Origin of the sequence: Brevibacillus antibioticus (assembly GCF_005217615.1) — a bacterium.
In the GTDB taxonomy this organism is placed as follows: domain Bacteria; phylum Bacillota; class Bacilli; order Brevibacillales; family Brevibacillaceae; genus Brevibacillus; species Brevibacillus antibioticus.
Genome location: NZ_SZNK01000001.1, coordinates 5,391,039 through 5,411,166 on the forward strand (window position 1 = coordinate 5,391,039; position 20,128 = coordinate 5,411,166).

At 46.7% G+C, this 20,128-nt stretch carries 20 protein-coding genes and 1 riboswitch; all 20 genes read left to right on the forward strand.

What is annotated here, in order from left to right; translation table 11 throughout:
• Positions 1–184 precede the first annotated feature (184 nt).
• The 20 genes from E8L90_RS26040 to E8L90_RS26135 all read left to right on the forward strand — a co-directional run bounded on the left by E8L90_RS26040 (position 185) and on the right by E8L90_RS26135 (position 20,042).
• Positions 185–1,126 (forward strand): accessory Sec system S-layer assembly protein, encoded by a 942-nt coding sequence (locus E8L90_RS26040; protein WP_137032031.1) that lies wholly within the window; start codon positions 185–187, stop codon positions 1,124–1,126.
• A gap of 96 nt (positions 1,127–1,222) precedes the next feature.
• Complete coding sequence (locus E8L90_RS26045; protein ID WP_137032033.1) at positions 1,223–2,170, forward strand: SLAP domain-containing protein; 948 nt, start codon at positions 1,223–1,225, stop codon at positions 2,168–2,170.
• Between the two features lie 40 nt (positions 2,171–2,210).
• Complete coding sequence (locus E8L90_RS26050) at positions 2,211–3,206, forward strand: SLAP domain-containing protein (RefSeq protein ID WP_137032035.1); 996 nt, start codon at positions 2,211–2,213, stop codon at positions 3,204–3,206.
• Between the two features lie 179 nt (positions 3,207–3,385).
• Positions 3,386–5,962, forward strand: coding sequence for a S8 family peptidase (locus E8L90_RS26055; protein ID WP_137032037.1), 2,577 nt, complete (start codon positions 3,386–3,388; stop codon positions 5,960–5,962).
• A 61-nt stretch (positions 5,963–6,023) separates the two neighbouring features.
• Positions 6,024–6,125: riboswitch (SAM riboswitch) on the forward strand.
• A 133-nt stretch (positions 6,126–6,258) separates the two neighbouring features.
• A complete protein-coding gene (gene metK / locus E8L90_RS26060) occupies positions 6,259–7,464 on the forward strand; it encodes a methionine adenosyltransferase (RefSeq protein ID WP_137032039.1) in 1,206 nt (401 codons plus the stop codon).
• Between the two features lie 151 nt (positions 7,465–7,615).
• Positions 7,616–8,632 carry a polysaccharide deacetylase family protein gene (locus tag E8L90_RS26065; protein ID WP_137032041.1) on the forward strand — a complete coding sequence of 339 codons (1,017 nt, stop codon included), beginning with the start codon at positions 7,616–7,618 and terminating at the stop codon, positions 8,630–8,632.
• Positions 8,629–9,771, forward strand: a complete 1,143-nt coding sequence (locus E8L90_RS26070; RefSeq protein WP_137032043.1) for a sensor histidine kinase — start codon at positions 8,629–8,631, stop codon at positions 9,769–9,771. The genes E8L90_RS26065 and E8L90_RS26070 overlap by 4 nt, the downstream gene beginning before the upstream one ends.
• A 32-nt stretch (positions 9,772–9,803) precedes the next feature.
• Positions 9,804–10,511 (forward strand): response regulator, encoded by a 708-nt coding sequence (locus E8L90_RS26075; protein WP_137032045.1) that lies wholly within the window; start codon positions 9,804–9,806, stop codon positions 10,509–10,511.
• A gap of 70 nt (positions 10,512–10,581) precedes the next feature.
• A complete protein-coding gene (locus E8L90_RS26080; RefSeq protein ID WP_137033616.1) occupies positions 10,582–10,947 on the forward strand; it encodes a glycosyltransferase family A protein in 366 nt (121 codons plus the stop codon).
• A 149-nt stretch (positions 10,948–11,096) separates the two neighbouring features.
• Positions 11,097–13,085 (forward strand): ATP-dependent helicase ComFA, encoded by a 1,989-nt coding sequence (locus E8L90_RS26085; protein ID WP_137032047.1) that lies wholly within the window; start codon positions 11,097–11,099, stop codon positions 13,083–13,085.
• Positions 13,082–13,861, forward strand: coding sequence for a ComF family protein (locus E8L90_RS26090; protein ID WP_137032049.1), 780 nt, complete (start codon positions 13,082–13,084; stop codon positions 13,859–13,861). The genes E8L90_RS26085 and E8L90_RS26090 overlap by 4 nt, the downstream gene beginning before the upstream one ends.
• Before the next feature lie 87 nt (positions 13,862–13,948).
• Positions 13,949–14,377, forward strand: coding sequence for a TIGR03826 family flagellar region protein (locus E8L90_RS26095; RefSeq protein ID WP_137032051.1), 429 nt, complete (start codon positions 13,949–13,951; stop codon positions 14,375–14,377).
• 110 nt (positions 14,378–14,487) lie between these two features.
• Positions 14,488–14,763, forward strand: coding sequence for a flagellar biosynthesis anti-sigma factor FlgM (gene flgM / locus E8L90_RS26100; RefSeq protein ID WP_137032053.1), 276 nt, complete (start codon positions 14,488–14,490; stop codon positions 14,761–14,763).
• Positions 14,764–14,836: 73 nt separating this feature from the next.
• Entirely contained in the window at positions 14,837–15,328 is a 492-nt protein-coding gene (locus E8L90_RS26105; RefSeq protein WP_137032055.1) for a flagellar protein FlgN, read from the forward strand.
• 12 nt (positions 15,329–15,340) lie between these two features.
• Entirely contained in the window at positions 15,341–16,828 is a 1,488-nt protein-coding gene (flgK, locus tag E8L90_RS26110; protein WP_137032057.1) for a flagellar hook-associated protein FlgK, read from the forward strand.
• A 17-nt stretch (positions 16,829–16,845) separates the two neighbouring features.
• Positions 16,846–17,748, forward strand: coding sequence for a flagellar hook-associated protein FlgL (flgL, locus tag E8L90_RS26115; protein ID WP_137032058.1), 903 nt, complete (start codon positions 16,846–16,848; stop codon positions 17,746–17,748).
• Between the two features lie 21 nt (positions 17,749–17,769).
• Entirely contained in the window at positions 17,770–18,348 is a 579-nt protein-coding gene (locus E8L90_RS26120; protein ID WP_137032060.1) for a DUF6470 family protein, read from the forward strand.
• A 13-nt stretch (positions 18,349–18,361) separates the two neighbouring features.
• Positions 18,362–18,778 (forward strand): flagellar assembly protein FliW, encoded by a 417-nt coding sequence (gene fliW / locus E8L90_RS26125; protein WP_137032062.1) that lies wholly within the window; start codon positions 18,362–18,364, stop codon positions 18,776–18,778.
• Between the two features lie 11 nt (positions 18,779–18,789).
• Positions 18,790–19,035: a carbon storage regulator CsrA gene (csrA, locus tag E8L90_RS26130; protein WP_137032063.1), complete on the forward strand. Its 246-nt coding sequence runs from the start codon at positions 18,790–18,792 to the stop codon at positions 19,033–19,035.
• A 176-nt stretch (positions 19,036–19,211) separates the two neighbouring features.
• A complete protein-coding gene (locus tag E8L90_RS26135) occupies positions 19,212–20,042 on the forward strand; it encodes a flagellin N-terminal helical domain-containing protein (protein WP_137032065.1) in 831 nt (276 codons plus the stop codon).
• Positions 20,043–20,128 lie beyond the last annotated feature (86 nt).

Here is a 20,128-nt window from a genome sequence, read left to right on the forward strand (position 1 = left end):
CCCTGTTACGTACGGGTATCCTAACATAACTAACAGTACGAATGGAGCAATGAAAAGGTTGCAAAAGCCGTTTGTTTTCAGCTTGGAATGCCAAGTTTTCTATGTTGCAAAAGGATGTCACTATGCTATAGTGGATGACGAATGTTACTATATATAGATGTAGAGAAAAGTTGGGAGCGACGATATGTTATCCTTCTTGAAGAATTTAACGGGGAAAAAACCGACAACCAATGAGGTGCGGGAGCAGGTTCAGGAGGAATCGATTCTTTCCGCTGCTGATACCGAACAGTCTCATCAGGATGCGCAACAGGTACATGAGGATTCAACTGGCGTCGTCACCACACTCTCGCTGCATGAATTGTGGGAGAAGCAGTTGGGGGCGCAAGAGAAATACTCGCTCTCCTTTATGGCTCAGGAACTGGAACCGTTGCAGCCAGGGAATATCTCCTTGGCAGGGACTTCACTTGTTCCGCATGACGACGGGATTGAAGTGGTAGCATTCGTCCGGAACAGCACGGACCGTCCAATTAGCCTGAATGAGATGACGCTGGTGGTACTGTTTGGGGATCAGGAGCTGTTTACCCGCCAATCCTTTGATTTGAGCGAGCTTGGAGAAATTCCGCCGCGTTCTGCAAGACCGTGGGCGTTTGTATTTGCCAGAGAGCACTTTTTACAGATAGAAGTTCTTCTCGTGAATTGGAAGATCGCCTTCGAGATGGCGCAGAAGAAGATGGTTCTTCCACAGCAGCTGGAGCTGGAGGAATCCTGGATTAAGGCGCTGACAGATGAACAAAAAACGTCCTTAATTGAACTAGCGAAGAACCTCCCTGCGCTAAAAGAGGGAGAAGTAAATATACAAAGTGTGCAGATTCGGAGAACCGAAAGTGGTGATCTGAATGCGATGCTTTTGATTCGCAATGGTTCTACCCAGTCGCTGTCCTTCGAAAGGTTGCCGCTGGCGCTCTATGATGCAAGCGGGGATAAAGTGGCAGAAGGCCTGTTTGAACTAGGCAGCCTGACTGTAAATGCAAATACGAGCAAGCCATGGCTGTTCATTTTCCCGCCTGAGAGCATCCAAAAGGAAGAGCTGGACTTGTCTCGTTGGAAAGTAAACATTCCCCAATAAGCCTGATGCAAGAGAGCGAATTTGCATAGGCCAGTCAAAAAAGTTTATGATGATAAGAGAGCTTCGTTCGTGTACGGACGTGTGAGGAGGTAACCTATGTTTTCCTTTATGAAGAATTTTTTAGGTAAGGATCAACAGGATCTAAAAGAAGATATTCAAGAAGAGTCTGCCATCGATGTCGCTGAGTTGAAAAACACCGAGGTCGAAATGGAAAGCAATGAGCAACAGGAAGGGTCTACTGGTGGAGTTGAGAAGATCCGTACGGAATTGTCTCTAAGCCCGATTTGGGAGAGCGAGTTGGATTCCGAGAAAAAGTATACGCTGCGCTTTTTGCAAGAAGAATTGCCAGAGATTCGTAAAGGCATGATTAGCGTAACGGGATTCAGCATGATCCCTCAGCCAAACGGCATGACAGTAGCTATGTTCTTCCGTAACTCCACGAATAAGCCAGTGCGGATTAAAAACGTTGGGTTAGCGATTTATCTTGATGATAATGCGTTTGCACGGATCAAGGTAGATTTGTCAGATATGGGCGCAATTCCGCCGCACACCAGCCGTCCATGGGAGGTATTGTTCCCGGAAGAGAGCTATCTGCATGATAACTTCACCTTTAAGCGTTGGAAAGTGGTAATGAAGGCTGGTAGAAATTCGCATGTATGGCCTCGTAATCTTGAGCTCGATCCCGAAATGGAAAAGCGCATGACTGATCGCCAAAAGGATCGTCTGGAAGCGTTGACGCAGTCTTTGCCAATGATTCCGATTAATACGGTACAGGTTACTGGTTTTGATATCGGGATGACAAAGGAAGGACATTTGGTAGCAGCGATGCTCTTCCGCAATGGGATGGGCCACGATTACCGTCCAGATGAGATCAAGCTGACGATTGCTGATGCAAATGGTGATCTGGTAGCAACAGGCGTGCTGAACGCAAGCGGCATAAATGTGAAGCCGGGTTACAGCCGTCCGTGGCTGATTGTATTCCCGCCAAATTTAGTGAAAAAGCCTGATGCCGACCTGAAAAGATGGACGCTTGAGGTAGAATAGAGCGCAATACTTTTGAGTGTGGGAAAGAGGAGGTTGACTTATGAGTTGGTTATTGGAAAATTGGTTTGGTTCCAAGGAGAGCTTGGAGCAAGTACGCGAAGATATTCATGAGAATCTTCATAAAGAGTTTTATTTGGGTGTATCCGGATTAGAGGATCCGCAGCAATCTGCGAACCGTGTAGAATCCAAGGAATTGTTTTTGGTGCTGAACGGTCCGTGGGATGATCAATTGGACGAAGCGGATCATGAGCTCTTGCAGTACGCGCATGATGAAATGCCTCCGGTTGTTCGTAACGAAGTCGGTATCATTCCATTCTTTACACAAGTCACCAATGAGGGTTACTTGGTTCTTACCTACGTTCGCAATGCGACTGACCGCAGCATTTTGCTGCAAAAGCTTCCGTTGTCTTTGGTGACGGAGGATGGAGAGGAAGTCGCGAGCAAGACTTTTGATCTGATCACATCTGGTCCAGTGATGGAAATGGCCAGCCGTCCGATGGAATTCATGTTCCGCTGGGATGAGTTCGACCGTATTCCTGAAAAAGAGGTTCCTCTGAAGCTGACCTATTTCAAGCCGAAAAAGCACAAAGCAGAAGAGAATCAAAACTATAATTTGGGTCTGAGTGCAGATGAGTCCAAGCAATACATGCAGCAGGCAGCAGAGAAGGCTCCGATTGTAGAGGGCGAAGTAGATTTGCAAGTCCTCGACATCAAGCCAGGTGAAGATAACGGCCTGAAAGTCATCGTTGCTTTCCGTAATGGTTTGGCAAAACGTCTGGAGTTTACCGAAGTGCCGATTATCGTTCATGATAAGGATGGCGATACCGTAGCGCGTGTACACTTCACCTTGGAAAACATGAAGGTAGAAGCAAGTAGCCATCGTGTATGGGTATTTGATATTCCGTTCTCCTCCATTAAAAAGGAAGAGGTAAATCTGGCGGAACTGACTGCATTTATTCCGAAAGCACAGCAAAGAAAAAAAGAAAAAGCTCAGGTAGCACCTGAAGTGGAAGACAATAAAGGTTTGTTACAGTAAGGAGAAAGCCCTTTTTGCCCATGGTGAAAAGGGTTTTGTACTGTTGTGACGTTCCAAATAATGGGTGATCAGGGTTGCATGTCTCCCTTTTCATCCGCTATGCTAGGTCGAGAAGATAAATACCTGAATTCCTTTTAGACTGCTCATTTTGCAGGGGAGAGAAGGAAGGAATGTTTTACATGAGAAAATCAGTGAACATGTCAGTGGCGACTGCGATAAGTGTCGCGCTAGTGATGGCAAACAACCAAACGATCTATGCTGCAGCACCACCAGCATCAAATGATTACTATTTAAGTAACCAGCTTCATTTGAGTCAAATTAGAGCTCACCAAGCCTGGTCGGTCGTAAATAGTAATGAACAGATTATCATTGCGGTGCTAGATTCCGGTGCGGACTATAAGCATCCTGATTTGAAGGACAACCTTCTGCCAGGTGTGAATCTTGTCAATCCCGGGAGATCTGCCCAGGACGATAACGGACATGGAACAGAAGTAACTGGTGTACTGGCTGCTAGCGGAAATAACAGTATTGGTGTATCGGGTGTCTTGTGGAATGCCAAGATTTTGCCGATTAAAATTTTGGCCAAAAACGGAAAAACCGAGAAGGAGATTCTTACAAAGGGCATCCATACCGCCTTGGACCGGGGAGCCAAAGTCATCGTCATGTCTCTAAGCAGTATGGCCTATACCAAGGAACTGGCGGATGCTGTGCAACGAGCGGAAAGAAGCGGAGCTGTCCTGATTGCAGCTAGTGGCAATGAGAGTAGCCGTGTGGCTTATCCGGCTGCTTATCCCACGGTAGTAGCGGTAGGGGCTGTAAGGAGTAACAATGAAGTGCTGTATCAAAGCAATACAGGGCCTGAACTGAACCTGGTAGCTCCTGGTTTCAATGTTTATACGACCAAGCTTGGGGGGAAATATGGTTCTTTTAGTGGTACTTCGGCAGCGGCACCACAAGTAGCAGGTGCAGCGGCGCTCATACTAGCCCGTTATCCCAAACTGAGTCCATTTGATGTAAGACAATTGCTTTATCAAACGGCTACGGATTTAGGGGAAAAGGGGTGGGACCGAAAAACGGGATACGGGTTGTTAAATGTCGACAAGGCAGTTCGAACGCCCTTATCCTATGACTTTTTAGAGCCGAATAATCAGACGTACTCAGCCAAAGCGTTCCCGATCGAGTCACAGATACGTGGGAATTTGGGGCCAAAAGACACGGTAGACTGGCTGAAGATGGACATCCCGTACGATGGGAAGGTCAGCTTTACAGCGACAGTAACTTCAGGTATTTCTTCAGCGATGGCAGCTACCTTTTACCCAGAGAATCGTCAGCCGATTACGCAGTACATCGGGAATGGGGATACGATAACGGTTCCGGTCAAGGCAGGAAGAATGAATATCCGTTTAATGCGTAACGGAGGGGTCAACAACTCTTTTACCTATGTGCTGACGAGTAAGTTTACCATCAATCCAGACCGTAACGAACCGAATGATACGCAAGAGACGGCAAGGCCGCTCGTAGGTAACGAAATCAGTGTAACAGGCAATTTTCACGATGAAGGGGATCAGGATTGGTTTTCCTACTATGTTCGTGAATACGGGCATTTGGATGTCTCCGTTAGTCCTGATAACAAGCGTGTCGATCTATTGCTGAGTATCGGTAAACAAGAGCTCGGAAAAAAGGTGGTTGTCTGGGACCCTATCTACGATAACGGAAATATAGACAATCCGACAGAGCGCGTCCAAAAAGAAGTGTCACCAGGCAAGTATTACATCCGTGTGAGTGAGTACAATCGCAATGCGGTGAATGGCGAATATCAGCTGGATCTAGGATACACGCCGGTAAAGAAAGATTTTAATGAGCCAAATGACACCTATCAAAAAGCGTCTCCGTTAAGCGGTGGGACAATGATGTCAGGCACGATACCGATAGCTACTGATTCCGACTGGTTCCAATTTACTGTGAATAATGAATCGTATGTGACGTTCCGAGCGCCGTACATTCCTGTCGATAGCGGCTTTCGTTTCGCGCTCTACAGAGATCAAAACATGGACTATGCGCTTGCTTCGACGAATGAGGTAGCGGAGCTGTCAAAGCAAGGGAACGATATTATCGGTTTGCGTTTGCAACCAGGAAAATATTATGTACGTCTTAATAGTGGTACTGCGTTCAAATATGAATCGTACCGGCTCACGGTGACGCAGCAGAAATTGATAGCGGGCTATCGCGATATTTCGAACCACTGGGCGCGCCAAGAGATCGTCAGACTTAGCTCTCGCGGTATTGTGAATGGATTTGATGACGCGTCGTTCAAACCGAATCAGGCAGTGACTCGTGCAGAGTTTGCGACGATGTTGCTTAAATCGATGCGTGCGACCGGATCTAAGGTAGCGCCTACCTACACTGGGAAGACGACCTTCCGGGATATGCAAAAGCGGCACTGGGCGTATCACAATCTAGGTGTAGCCTATCAATTGGGAATTTTGCAAGGGTACCCGAAGAATGAAATGAAGCCGGATCAGCCGATATCGCGCGCAGAGATGGCGGTAATGATCGCACGGGCACGTGATGTTTTGATGTATAACCGTGGTAGCTCAAATTATCAGGATGTGCCAACGAGTCATTGGGCTTCTCCTGCTATTGAGGCTTTGACATCTAGAAAGTGGCTCAGTGGCTATGGTTCTTCCTTTAAACCAAATGGAAGGGCAACTCGCGCCGAGGTAGTGGTGGTACTTTCCAAAGCGTATCAACTATAAGTAAAATTTTTCCTATTGACATCTCTGAAAAAAACAATTATTCTATTATCCGTAATGGATACTCTTATCCAGAGCAGGCGGAGGGACTGGCCCTATGAAGCCCGGCAACCGATCTTGAGCGGTGCTAACCAGCAGAACGGATATCTGTTCTGGCCGATAAGAGGATGAAGGAAGCAAAAAACGCTCAAACCTTTTCCTCCTAAAAAACGGAAAAGGTTTTTTATTTGCGTTTACGTAGATAAAATCCTGACTCGGCTACCACACTATTTGTATGAGGTCAAAGGAGGTATTTTCTCATGGCTTTGCAAAAAGGTCGTCGTCTGTTTACATCCGAATCTGTAACCGAAGGACATCCGGATAAAATTTGTGACCAAATTTCCGACTCCATCTTGGATGCGATCCTGTCCAAAGATCCAAACGCTCGCGTAGCTTGCGAAACTTCCGTAACTACTGGTCTGGTTCTCGTAGCAGGTGAAATCACTACAAACACTTATGTGGATATCCAAAAGCTCGTTCGTGAAACCATTCGTGAAATCGGTTATGACCGTGCGAAATTCGGTTTTGACGCTGACACTTGCGGTGTTATTACTGCAATTGGCGAGCAGTCCGCTGACATTGCACTTGGTGTAGACCAAGCATTAGAAGCACGCGAAGGCAAAATGACTGACGCTGAGATCGAAGCAATTGGTGCTGGTGACCAAGGTTTGATGTTTGGTTTTGCTTGCAATGAAACACCTGAGCTGATGCCACTGCCGATCAGCATGTCTCACCAGTTGGCTCGTCGTTTGACTGAAGTACGTAAAAACGGAACACTTGCTTACCTCCGTCCTGACGGAAAAACACAAGTAACGGTTGAGTACGATGGCGACAAACCAGTTCGTATTGATACAATTGTTATTTCTACGCAACATGCTCCTGAAACAACATTGGAGCAAATCAAGCAAGATCTGGTTGAACACGTAATCAAACCAGTTGTTCCAGCTGAACTGTTGGACGCTGAAACCAAATACTTCATCAACCCAACTGGCCGTTTCGTAATTGGCGGACCACAAGGGGATGCTGGCTTGACTGGCCGCAAAATCATCGTAGATACTTACGGCGGTTATGCTCGTCATGGCGGCGGTGCGTTCTCCGGTAAAGATCCAACTAAAGTTGACCGTTCCGGTGCTTACGCAGCTCGTTATGTAGCGAAAAACATCGTGGCTGCTGGTCTCGCAGACAAATGCGAAGTGCAAGTTGCTTACGCAATTGGTGTAGCACAACCAGTTTCTATCGCGGTAGATACATTCGGTACAGGTACCGTTTCCGAAGAAGATCTAGTGAAATTGGTTCGCAAACACTTTGACCTGCGTCCTGCTGGTATCATCAAGCAGCTCGACCTGCGTCGTCCTATCTACAAACAAACAGCTGCATATGGCCACTTCGGACGCAATGACCTGAATGTTCCTTGGGAGCAAACAGACAAGGCAGAAATCCTGAAGCAAGAGGCTGCTCAACTCTAATATTCATGAACGACATAAAAAGAGCCTGGTGTTGCTACTGGGCTCTTTTTCGTTTTAGGAGCAGAGTCATCCAATTATTGGATCAATTGTTGCACAGGAATTTGTAGGACTATGTCGAATCTCCTAGTGAGGAAGTAGAGGAGGGGTTTTTTTGCCGAAGAGAAGGCTCTTCCTGATCGTGTTTCTTACTTTTTTGTTTTTTGTAGTGGCTATTGGGTTGTTAGGCGAATCTTTTCTGGAAAAAAAGAATAAACAAGAAGTGCAACCTTTTCCCCAAGTGGATACGTCTATAAGCATAAGTGAGACAAAAAATGCTGAGCCAAACGTCACAACAACGGAAGAAGCAACGGTTCAAACGAAAAAGTGGTATACCAATCAGGTTGTTGTTTTGACGTACCATCATGTCACCGATCAATCGAATCAGCGGTATGTCATAGCTCCTGATCAATTTGACCGACACATGAAATTTTTGCATGATAACGACCTGAATCCGATTTCGTTGGAGGAGTTCCAGCGATTTATGGAGACGGGTACCTTACCGACTGAGAATGCTGTTTTGATTACGTTTGACGATGGGTATGAGAGCTACTACAAAGAAGCATTTCCGATCTTACGTACATACGGCTACCCTTCAGTGAACTTCGCGATTGCGGGGCGCTTAAGAGATGTAGCTGACCGAAAACGGGAGAATATGACGCCACCACTTACGCGTCAACAAGTTAACGAAATGATTCGTTCGGGACTGGTTAAGATCGGGTCCCATACGTACAGTTTGCATGAAGAAGAAGAACGAAATGAGTGGGGCGATCTTGGCCCAGAAACAGCGCCAGTCTATCTGAAGGACTTGCAGCGTTTAGAGGACGAGAAAGAGTACAGGGACCGCCTCTATGTGGATTTCAGTATATCTCGCGTGAGCTTAAGTGAATGGATGAAGCAAGAGATCGACGTCATCTCGTTGCCATTTGGTTACACAAGTCCAATCGTACTGGATACAGCTCGTCAAGCTGGCTACCACTATGTGTTTACATCCAATCGTGGATTCGTAAAACAGGGAACAGATCCGTTTGCCATTCCACGCAATGACGTGGGTCTGCGAAATGTAGAAGAAGAGCACCTCCAACAGTTGTTCACGAAGGCTAAAAATGAGTTTGAAGGAGAGCAATCATGAACAAAGCGATAGACATCAGCGTGCTGGACGGGGTGATCAAGCGGACGATTGAAACCGTAGAAACGAGTAAAACCCAAATATTTGATATAGCTGAAAACGCCAGACAGCATGGCAATTCATTGAAGTTTGATTTACATGAGCTTCGACAAGAAATTTCCAAGGTGATTCAAAAAGTCGATGCGCTTGAACTCGCGTATCGTAAATCGCGTAACAAGCTCGTGTTGGTCAGTCGTAATTTTCATATGTACACGGAGGAAGACATTCGGGTTGCATATGAAGAGGCGAGCCGTATTCAGGTAGAACTGTCTATTTACCGCGAGCGGGAAAATAATTTGAAGCGCAGAAGAAATGATTTGGAGCGTCAACTGCGTACCTTGGAAGAAACTATCGTCCGTGCAGAGAAGCTGGTTTCTCAAATGGGCGTCGTGCTTGGCTATTTAACGGGTGACTTAAGTAAGATAGGCGAGGCGCTGGAATCGGCTAAGCAGCATCAGTTGATGGGCCTAAAGGTAATCCAGGCTCAGGAAGAAGAGCGTAAGCGTGTCGCGCGCGAGATTCACGACGGTCCAGCTCAATCGATGGCGAATGTCGTGCTGCGTTCGGAAATTGTAGAACGCATGTTGAAGAACGAACGCATTTTGGAAGCGCAAATGGAACTTCACGAGCTGAAGGAAATGGTACGCTTGAGCTTGGCAGATGTTCGACGTATTATTTTTGATTTGCGTCCAATGGCATTAGATGACTTAGGGCTAGTACCTACCTTGCAAAAATATATTCGAACATGCGAAGAGCGTATTCAGTCTTCCATCGATCTGGTAGTATTCGGTGTGGAGCCTCCTTTGCGCAGTTCGGTAAAGGCTGCGATCTTCCGTTTGGTTCAGGAATGTCTGAACAATGTGGAGAAGCACGCAGGCGCTACGACCGTTCAAGTGAAGCTGGAATTTGTACAAGATTCGTTAAGCCTTGTCGTCAAAGACGATGGGGTCGGATTTGATCTAGAAAAACGTATGGCGAATGGCAACTCTTTTGGACTCTTGGGAATGCGTGAGCGTGTACAGCTCTTAGAGGGCAGTGTCGAGCTGCAATCCGCTCCGGGAGAGGGAACCAAGGTTATATTCCAAATACCGATAAAATTGTGACGTGATACGTAAATAGTACTGGGGGATGAACCATGGATAAGAGACAGCAAGAACTCCGCATAGTGATTGTGGATGACCATCAATTATTTCGCGAAGGCGTAAAGCGAATATTGGAAATGGAAGAAGATTTCAAGGTCGTCGGGGAAGGTGCGGACGGAGGAGAAGCCACAGTATTGGCGGAAGAGCACAAGCCGGATGTCTTGTTGATGGATATTAATATGCCGAACATAAATGGCGTTTCTGCTGCAGAAAATGTGATTTCGGTAAGTCCTTCTACTCGTGTGATTATGCTCTCGATTCATGATGATGAAGGATATGTGTATCGTACACTCCGAGCTGGAGCGTCTGGCTACTTGCTGAAGGAAATGGGAACGTCAGACCTCGTTGACGCTGTGCGTGTAGTGGCGAGTGGTGGTGCATACATACATCCGAAGGTGACGGGCAAGCTGATTGAAGAATTCCGTCGTCTGAGCGAGCAGGAAGGGACGGCAGAGCGTAGCTTCTCCGTGGATGAATCGCAGTCCATCGATCCAAAAGTGATCGAATCGCTTACCCGTCGCGAGCGGGAAGTATTGCAGCTGATGGCAGAAGGGAAAAGCAATCGTGCCATTGGGGAATTCTTGTTTATTAGTGAAAAGACGGTTAAAAATCACGTCAGCAGCATTTTGCAAAAGCTCAATGTTCAAGACCGAACACAAGCTGTTGTCATCTCCATTAAAAACGGCTGGGTGAAATTGTAGGAAGCGCTTGCTATTTGCACGCTGTTCAAGCCATGCGGCATACCTTGGTATAGGAGGAGGTATGACCGTGATGGAAGAGCTGATTGTATGGCTTTTGGCAGCATTTGGCTGCTCCTCTTTGTTGGTAATGATCGCGGAGCGCTGGACCAATCGGACGGATAGTGCGAGCGAGCTCCCGCATGAGCATTATCGGTTGCTGGTGCGCAATTCGGAACAGGTGCTGGAACGTGTAGTGAGGAGTCTGCTGTTTCGCTCGTATTGGAGTGGCAGACCGATCCGAATTACCTTGATAGATGATGGATCTGGCGATGATACGAAACAGATGACAGCCGTCTTGAATCGTTATCCGTACGGTTATTGCTTGGGAGACGTACAGGAGGAGATGGCGGCTGAAACCATCGTCATTGATCTGCGGGAGAAAAAAGAGGGAGCATAAAGGTTTGCTGAGCGTAAATATTACGAGCTGTCGACAATAGATCGGCGGCTTTTTTATTTCTCTATGATCTGATTCTGGTTCCGAAATTTATTTGCTGGACCAGTCTGTCTTTTTGCACACTAAGAGCAAGAGTGTGGAGGAGTGAGCGTATGCGTGAGTATTTGCTGTATATCAAAGCTTGCGGCGGATCGATACCACGGGTGCAGACTTATGTTACGCCGAGCTTTTCTGTAGATCGTTCTTTTTGGCAGGAGAGAGAAGGGTGTGTCCTGCATGTCATCGGAAAGACGTCGTCGCTTGCTCTCGCTTTTTCCTTGCGTGCGATGGTGAACGGGTATTTGATGGAACAAGTCGGTAAAGGACGGATGCTGACTGATGGATATGTAAAAGAGTTGAGGGAACTGGCGGTAAGTAGCGTGTGCGAAGCGAGCGGTTTATACGGACGGGAAGCAGTGAGCGTACAGGACCGCCGCGAGAAGGAGTGGTTTTCTTGGGAGTCGGTTGAGGAGAGTGTGGAAGTTTCGTATCGAGGTAGTAAAGAATCAGGGAAATTGCCGGGTGCTCGGTTGGGCTATTCGGGTGGTCGTGAACTTCTTCGAAGGAGCTCATCGCACGAGAATTCACAAGAAGCTGTTTTGAGAGAGATTTTGGACGGGCGTGCACTCCTTTGGGATGAAGTGGAGTCCTTGCTGAAAAAGCGAGGGGTGGACGTGCATGATTTGTCAGCCATTTTGCATTCATTCGTGCTTGAAAACAAAGCGGAGTGGCGACCCAGCATTCGTTTTACGGTCACAAAAGGATGGTGGCGGAATCGGCTGGAGCTGGTCTGTGAACGCTGTGGAAGTGCAGGAGAGAAGGTTGAGTTCACTTTTTGTCATACATGTGAGCAAGGCTGCGCTTATTGCACAGCTTGTTTAGGGATGGGCAGGAGTAAGTGTTGCACGCCATATTTTTTAATGGATGTAGGGTCATCCCTTCTCCGTAGCGCAGAACACTTGCAGAATGTGGCGAGATTGGAGTGGGCGGGAAAGTATTCGGCAGATCAATCGCGGGCAGCGGAGCGAGCGCGTTGCTTTGTAGCTAATCCGAGGCCAGGGCTGGCGGAGTTTTTGATCTGGGCAGTTTGTGGAGCGGGCAAAACAGAATTGTTATTCCCTTCTGTTACAGAGGCACTTGCTGCTGGCGGTCGCGTTTTGATTGCGACACCTCGAAAAGACGTCGTGTTGGAGCTGGCTCCGCGTATTCAGCGGGTCTTCCCAGGGGCTAAAGTGATTGCCGTCCACGGTTCAAGCGCGGAGAAGTGGGAAGAGAGTGACATCACGATTGCGACCACGCATCAGGTCATGCGCTACCATCGGCGTTTTTTGCTGGTGGTTCTCGACGAGGCCGACGCGTTCCCTTATCATAATGATCCTATTTTGTATCGCGCTCTATCCAGAGCAGTGAAGAAGAATGGGAAGCTTCTTTATTTAAGCGCGACACCTCCGGGATATTTACAAAAGCGGCTCGTTAGAAAAGGGCGCTCAACCCTAGGCTCGTCTGGCCCGATACCGCTATTCTCTGATACGCATGTTTTGTTGCCGGGACGCTATCATGGTGCTGCCCTTCCTGTCCCCAAGATTCTCACGGTACAAGGCTTACACAAGCGCGTTCAGACGGATCGAGTCGTGGCGCCGCTAATAGACACGGTGAAACACTCCTTAAATGAAGGACGCCAAGTTTTTGTTTTTGTCCCTCGAGTTGATGATATTGACAGGGTGCTATCATATCTTCAAAAGTGGGTTCCTGCTCACGCAGGGGAGATGGCAGGAGTCCACGCGGCAGACCCTATGCGGGAGGAGAAGGTACTCGCATTTCGAAAAAAACAGTATACCGTCATGGTGACGACAACGATTCTGGAGCGGGGTGTGACCATACCGAGGAGCGACGTAGTAGTGGTAGGTGCGGAGGCACCTGTTTTTGACGAGGCGTCATTGGTCCAGATAGCAGGGCGAGTAGGGCGATCGGTTGATGATACGTCGGGTAGCGTTCTATTTTTGCAAGCAGAACGATCTACTTCTCCAAAGCGAGCTTTCAGACAGATTTCACAGATGAACTCCTTGGCTAAAAAGCTCGCGGAACAAAGAGGCCCTTCATGACCAGTGGGATGTGTGTCCGTTGTGGTGGACGTATCGTAGCATTCCAAAAGGAATCGGTCGCTCGAGAAAAGGCGCGGCAGCTATCGGATCAGGTGGGCTATCCGGTCACCTATCGCATGTTAAAAGGAATTATGTTGTGTGGAGTTTGCCTTGATGCTTTGCCATTGATTGGGCAAGAGATTTGCCAACGGTGCGGGCGTGATAGGGAGTTGCAGGCTAGTATCGGCAACGAAGGACTATGCAGGGATTGTGTTCATGGGGAAGATGGTCAGAGTTTAGTGGCAAATCGGAGTTTGCTTCGCTATGAAAAGGGAGAGAAGGATTTGCTCGGATTGTTTAAATACCGCGGTGATGAGCGGCTAGCTTTATACTACGGTACGCTTCTCGCCATTACCGTTCAGCGTTATTACAGGTCTATAGGGTTTACCTGTATCACGACGGTTCCTCTACATCCACAACGATTGCGGGAACGTGGCTTCAATCAGGTTGACTTGCTGGCTCGCCATTTAGGAGCAGCAATCAAAATTCCTGTCAAGCCGTTGCTTCTCCGGACGAAGGACACCCCAAAGCTGAGCAAGCAAAAAGGGCGCGCAGCACGTCACGAAAGCATGCGCGAAGCTTTTGTGTGGGGTGGACAGGATATTCCCTCTGCTGCTACAATCCTGCTCCTTGACGATATTTATACGACTGGTTCGACATTGCGTTCGTGCGCGAAGGCAATCAAAGAACATTTGGGGCCAAGCTGTGAAGTATATTCCTTGACAATATACCGATAGCCAGTTTGGAAAAATTAAGCTATGATGTAGGCATATAACGGTAGTGGAACCGTATGAACTTTCTGAACGGAAAAGGGGTTGTCCGATATGTCGATGGGCAAGTTGGCAAACTGCTCGCGGTGTGATGCTGTATTTGTACAAGCAGCCCGTGACATTTGCCCCAAATGCTATAAAGAAGTGGAACAAGAATATGAAGCATGCGCCCAGTTTTTGCGCAAGCGAGAAAATCGCGGCTCGAATATTCACCAGGTGAGCGAAGCCACTGGGGTGAGCGTGAGGCAAATCACAAAGTTTATCAAGGAAGGGCGCATTTCGGTTGCTGGTAGTCCAAATCTTGGCTATCCATGTGAGCGCTGCGGTTTTTTGATTCGAGCAGGCAACATTTGCGAATCTTGTCTAAAAGGCTTGAAGCATGAAATCACGCAACAAATCGAGGTAGAGCAACGATTAGAGGAATTCCAACGCGCTGGTCTGGCTCAGGCAGCTTATCGAAGAAAGCGGAATAGTGACGAATAGTTTTGTGCAAAAAAACTAATCGTACATGATGAAATTGCCGATGATACTACTAAGAGGTGTCATCGGTTTTTTCTATGAAAAGACCGTTGGTATGAGAGGATGGTAATCAGATGCGGATTAATGAATCTAACCGTGTCGGGATGATCAATGCTTACAACAAGACAGGCAACAACCAGGTAGGCAAAAGCGGTAAAATCCCGATGGGCAAGGATGAAGTGAACATTTCCACAGAAGCGCTGGAAATGCAAAAGCAAGTAGAAGATGTCAACTCTCCACAACGTCGGGAAAAAGTGGAGCAGTTGAAGAAGCAAGTGGAGGAAGGAAAATATCACGTCTCAAGTGAGCGGATCGCTGATAAGCTCCTGTCCTTTTGGAAAAAGCTGTAACATAGATCTGAAGAGGGCTTTTTAATAAAGCCTCTTTGAATAGTTTTCGATGGAAGATGAGGAGAAGCAAGGAATGAATAGACTCTACGATCTGCTCGACAACTTGATCCAGTTGCACAAAGCCTTGTACACCTTAGCCATGCACAAGAAGGAAGTGCTGGTAAAAGGAAATGTGGATGAACTTATAGCCATTACACGCCAGGAGCAAAAACTGATCAAGGGCGTCACAGAGGCTGAAGCAGCCCGCCAGCAAGTCGTAAAAGAACTGACAACAAAGAAGGGCTTTGCGCTGCAAGAAGGCACACTGTCTGAATTGATCAAGTTGACGACCAGTGCGGAAGAGAAGATGCGACTCACTTCCTGTCGTAATGAGCTAAGCCGGATTGTGACCGAACTGCGCGATGCTAACGACCTGAATCAGCAGTTACTGGAGCAATCCCTTTCTTTTGTCAACATGACGCTCGACCTGATCACGGATACGCCCGAGGACGACTTCATCTACGGAAGGCCGACCTCGGATACGTATCGTCAGGCTAATCGAACTTTTTTCAATAAAAAAGCGTAAAGAGGTGTCGAAATGCGCTCTACTTTTCATGGAATTGAAGTCAGCAAACGCGGCTTGTTCGCTCAACAGTCCGCGCTAAATACAACGGGACACAACATCTCCAATGCGAATACGGAAGGTTACAGTCGCCAGCGCGTGAATATGCAGGCTACGACTGGTTTGCCTTATGTAGGGATGCAAGCAAGTATCGAGCCAGGGTTGCTGGGGACAGGGGTTCAAGCTACTAGTATTCAGCGGTTGCGGGAAGAGTTTTTGGATATTCAGTATCGGAACGAATACAAGCGTCAAGGCTACTGGGATGGTCGCTTGGAAACGTTGGAGAAATTAGAAGGCATCATGAATGAGCCGTCTGACACTGGTTTGCAAAAGGTTATGGACCAGATGTGGCAAGCATGGCAAGACTTGGCCAAAGACCCGACAGATACTTCTGCTCGTGCGGTTGTTCGGGAACGAAGCAAGGCAGTAGCGGACACGTTTAATACGCTAACCAATCACATCAAGGAAGTACAAACTGATCTGAATAACGTGGTCAATGTAAAATCGATGGAGATCAACTCTCTGGGTCAACAGATTGCAAACTTGAACAACCAGATTGCAAACGTGGTACCGCATGGCTATCAGCCAAATGATCTCTATGACCAACGTGACGTGCTTTTGGACAAGCTCTCCAAGTTGGTGGAGGTCCGTGCAACTCAGTCAACTGCTGGTATGGTAAACGTGACGATTGAAGGTCGCGATTTTGTAACAGGGATTACATCACAGCCAGTAGCTACTGTACAAAACCCAATTACAGGCATGAGTGACATGACGTTGGGTGGAGCGGGATTTGTGCCAACAACCGGCTATATGGCAGGAACGTTACAATCTCGTGATCAGATTGTGCCGGGCATGCTAAAACGTTTGGATGTTTTGGCGGTGAATCTGACGAAGGAAATCAACGATCTGCATCGGGCAGGTCGAAGCTTGAGTGATATTAACAATGGCACTGTACAGGATCTGCCATTCTTCGTGGATGCGAACTCTTTGGCAACAAATCCTGCTTCAAAAAATTACCCAACGAGCGCATCCAGCCTGGTTGTTAATCCGGAGATCATGAAGAGCTTGGATGCCATCGCGGCCGCACAAGCAGAAGCTGGCGGCACTCCTGTAGGGAATAATAAGAGCGCTCTAGCTATCGCTTCAATCAAGTTCAAAGTTTTGCCGGCAGGTTCAAAGCCTAATGATTTGGCAGAAAGCTCTACGTTGGATAACTACTATCGCTACACAATCAGCCAATTGGGTGTTGATGCCCAGGAAGCTGAGCGTAACCAATTAAACTCTGAAATGCTCGTGGGTACTGTAGACAATCAACGTCAATCAGTATCTGGCGTATCGATCGATGACGAAATGGCAGAAATGGTGAAATACCAGCATGCATACAGTGCTTCTGCTCGTGTCATGACAAGCATGGACGAAATTTTAGACAAAGTCATCAACGGCATGGGCCGAGTGGGCCTCTAATTAGGAGGGAATAGATTATGGCAGTACGTGTGACGCAGAATATGTTGAATAGTAATATGCTGCGGAATTTACACAATTCCATGCGTAATATGGATAAGCTACAAGATCAGCTTTCGTCCGGTAGCAAAATTGCAAAGCCATCCGATGATCCTGTAGTAGCAGCTCGTGGGATGTTTTATCGGTCTTCATTGATGGAAAATGACCAATACAAGCGAAATGTAAGTGAAGCACAGTCTTGGATGGATATGACGGATGGTACCATGGATGAAGTGGGGAATGTTTTGAAACGTATTAAAGAGCTGCTCGTATATTCTGGTGATGGAGCCGTATCCCCTGAGGATTTGAAAACAATGGGGTCTGAAGTTCAGGAGTTGAAGAACCATCTGGGGACGCTCGCCAATCAGCAAATTAACGGGAAGTATATATTTGCAGGCACAGATACGAACAAAGCCCCTTATGATTCGACCGCAAATGGTGGGAATGGAGATTTTGTTAGTACCAATAATTCTCCAATTAACTTGGAAGTGAGTCAGAATGTGTTTGTGACGTCGAATATCAATGCGCAAAACATATTCAATTTCCCTGATAATGCGAATAATATGTTTAAAGTTCTTGATAACATCATGACTGAGCTGAATAATGGTAGAGGTGCTTCACAATTTATATCGAGCTTGGACCAGCAGTACGATAAACTGTTAGCAGAGAGGGCCTCACTTGGAGCAAGTGTAAACCGAGTAGACTTAATTGCTGAGCGGTTACATTCTCAAGAAGTTAACATTACTGGGCTGATGTCAAAAAATGAAGATGCCGATATGGCAGAAGTAATGACGGATTTAAAGACACAAGAAAGTGTGCATTCAGCTGCCTTGGGATCTGGTGCCCGTATCATTCAACCAACCCTGCTTGACTTCTTAAGGTAGTGATTAGAAGGGGGATGCATGATGCAAATTCCACAGATACGGATGGAGAGTACATTTGCCCAGTTAGGTTTACAAGTGAGGAAACCTGTACAAGAAATTAAACAGCCTCAGGCAGAAATGAATCTAAGTCAGAAACCAGCAGAGCTCACCATTGAGCAGGCAAGAACTGAATTACAAATCGATTCGAGCCAAGCTCGTGCGAACATTGGTATCATGACCTCTATGCAGTTTAGTGACAAGAATGCAGCCTATGGCGAAGAGAAATGGCTGCAGGCAATTGCGGAGAAAAGTCAAGAGGGCGACCGATTGATGAGAATATATACAAAAGAGAATGCTATTGCTGCGATTGGCAGGGAAAAGGGCTTGAGGGTATTGGAAGGTGGATACAGGCCACCTGCAACTTCCAACGACGAAGGAGTAGATGTAAGTATCCAAGTAAAACCAGTTGTCATCAATGTAAAACGAAATGGCATGAGTATTAATCCTGTAACAAGACCGCCAGAGCTTTCCTATACACCTGGTAAGGTAGAGCCATATATGATTCAATATAACAGCCTTAAGATTGATGTTGTAGGAAGTCAAATGGATCAACTAATGTAAGTGAGGGGAAAACATGAACACAAATGAACAAGTGGAATTGGGTAAGCTATTTTTTGAAGATGGCATACCGGGGTTTTCCCATTTGCAATTTTTTCAGTTGATACAGGAAGAGGATAATCCCTTCTTTTTGATCCAGTCGACGGAGGAAAAGGATGTAGGCTTCTGGGTAATCAATCCTTTTTCTTTCTTCCCAAATTATCAGTTTACGTTACCTGAAGTATACAAAGAAGCTCTGCATATGGACGATGGATCACAAGTAGCGGTGTTCTCCATCGTTACGATTCGGGGCAAACAGGAAGCGACTGTGAATTTAAAAGCTCCTATCGTAATCAATCTCGACAACCGAATGAGTAAACAAGTGATTTTGCAGGAAGATTCGTATCCCATCCGCCAGTCGTTGTTCGCTCAACCTGTTGCGGAGCAAGGGTAGGTGATGTCCACATGCTGGTCCTTTCACGGAAGAAAAATGAGTCGATAATGTTAGGGGACGCCATTGAGATCAAGATTATCTCTGTTGAGGGAGATCAGGTGCGACTCGGGATTGAGGCACCGAGAAACTTGGATGTGTATCGAAAGGAGATTTATGATGCAATCCAAGAAGAGAATAAGTTGGCAACAATAAAGCAGACAGATTGGCAGGCTTTAAAAAATTTGATTCAAATGAAACAAACGGAAGGTGATCAATAGATCATCTTTTTTTTGAGAAATAGAAGAAAAAACTTTAAAACCGCTAACAAACAGAAGAAAAGATTCCGATACTATTAGTGTAGAGATGAAATCGCAAGCGCGCGATTGCGAGCAGTCTCAAAATCTAGCAACAGTCACAGGGACGTGACTGTCGACAACTCAAGGAGGAATTGTAAATGATTATCCAACACAATATGTCCGCTATGAACACACACCGTCAACTGAATGTAAACGGTGGCAACCTGGCGAAAAACGTTGAGAAACTGTCTTCCGGTTACCGCATCAACCGTGCTGCTGACGACGCTGCTGGTCTTTCTATCTCCGAGCGTATGCGTGCACAAATTCGTGGTATGGAGCAAGCTTCCCGCAACTCCCAAGATGGTATCTCCCTGATCCAAACGGCTGAGGGTGCTTTGCAAACAGTAAACAACATGCTCGTTCGTATTAAAGAATTGGCAACTCAAGCAGCTAACGGTACATTGGATGACGTTAATGACCGCGCTCGCTTGCAAGAAGAACTTAACGAACTGACTAAAGAGATTGGTAACATTAAAGGTAATACCAAGTTCAATGGAATCAATCTTTTCTCTAACACTGCTACTGAAATCAAAATCCAAATTGGTCAAGAAGCAGGTCAAACTCTGTCCTTGAATACTGCAAACTTCTCATTGGGCGGTGTTCACACTGCTGTGAGCGGTTGGAGCTTTGGTTCTGTTGGTGGTGCTAATGGAGCATCTACTGTTCTGGGAAGCATTGACGCAGTTATTAACATGGTCAGCAAATCGCGTTCTTACCTGGGTGCGAACCAAAACCGTTTGGAAAACACTATCAACAACCTGAACATCACTTCCGAAAACCTGACTGCAGCTGAATCCCGTATCCGCGACGTAGATATGGCGAAAGAGCAAATGCAGTTCACTAAAAATAACATCTTGACTCAAGCTTCTCAAGCAATGTTGGCACAAGCTAACCAATTGCCACAAGGTGTTCTGCAATTGCTCCGTTAATTTAAGATTTAAAAGGACTTCTGCTTTTGCAGAAGTCCTTTTTCATTTTCCAAATAATGTTCCTAAATGAGAAGCTTATAAATGTC

Coding starts and splice junctions, on each gene's coding strand:
- csrA (WP_137032063.1), top strand. CDS start 18,790: ATGCTGGTCCTTTCACGGAAGAAAAATGAGTCGATAATGTTAGGGGAC.
- E8L90_RS26045 (WP_137032033.1), top strand. CDS start 1,223: ATGTTTTCCTTTATGAAGAATTTTTTAGGTAAGGATCAACAGGATCTA.
- E8L90_RS26080 (WP_137033616.1), top strand. CDS start 10,582: ATGGAAGAGCTGATTGTATGGCTTTTGGCAGCATTTGGCTGCTCCTCT.
- E8L90_RS26120 (WP_137032060.1), top strand. CDS start 17,770: ATGCAAATTCCACAGATACGGATGGAGAGTACATTTGCCCAGTTAGGT.
- flgL (WP_137032058.1), top strand. CDS start 16,846: ATGGCAGTACGTGTGACGCAGAATATGTTGAATAGTAATATGCTGCGG.
- E8L90_RS26135 (WP_137032065.1), top strand. CDS start 19,212: ATGATTATCCAACACAATATGTCCGCTATGAACACACACCGTCAACTG.
- fliW (WP_137032062.1), top strand. CDS start 18,362: ATGAACACAAATGAACAAGTGGAATTGGGTAAGCTATTTTTTGAAGAT.
- E8L90_RS26040 (WP_137032031.1), top strand. CDS start 185: ATGTTATCCTTCTTGAAGAATTTAACGGGGAAAAAACCGACAACCAAT.
- flgM (WP_137032053.1), top strand. CDS start 14,488: ATGCGGATTAATGAATCTAACCGTGTCGGGATGATCAATGCTTACAAC.
- E8L90_RS26050 (WP_137032035.1), top strand. CDS start 2,211: ATGAGTTGGTTATTGGAAAATTGGTTTGGTTCCAAGGAGAGCTTGGAG.
- E8L90_RS26055 (WP_137032037.1), top strand. CDS start 3,386: ATGAGAAAATCAGTGAACATGTCAGTGGCGACTGCGATAAGTGTCGCG.
- E8L90_RS26105 (WP_137032055.1), top strand. CDS start 14,837: ATGAATAGACTCTACGATCTGCTCGACAACTTGATCCAGTTGCACAAA.
- E8L90_RS26070 (WP_137032043.1), top strand. CDS start 8,629: ATGAACAAAGCGATAGACATCAGCGTGCTGGACGGGGTGATCAAGCGG.
- E8L90_RS26075 (WP_137032045.1), top strand. CDS start 9,804: ATGGATAAGAGACAGCAAGAACTCCGCATAGTGATTGTGGATGACCAT.
- E8L90_RS26095 (WP_137032051.1), top strand. CDS start 13,949: ATGTCGATGGGCAAGTTGGCAAACTGCTCGCGGTGTGATGCTGTATTT.
- metK (WP_137032039.1), top strand. CDS start 6,259: ATGGCTTTGCAAAAAGGTCGTCGTCTGTTTACATCCGAATCTGTAACC.
- E8L90_RS26090 (WP_137032049.1), top strand. CDS start 13,082: ATGACCAGTGGGATGTGTGTCCGTTGTGGTGGACGTATCGTAGCATTC.
- E8L90_RS26085 (WP_137032047.1), top strand. CDS start 11,097: ATGCGTGAGTATTTGCTGTATATCAAAGCTTGCGGCGGATCGATACCA.
- flgK (WP_137032057.1), top strand. CDS start 15,341: ATGCGCTCTACTTTTCATGGAATTGAAGTCAGCAAACGCGGCTTGTTC.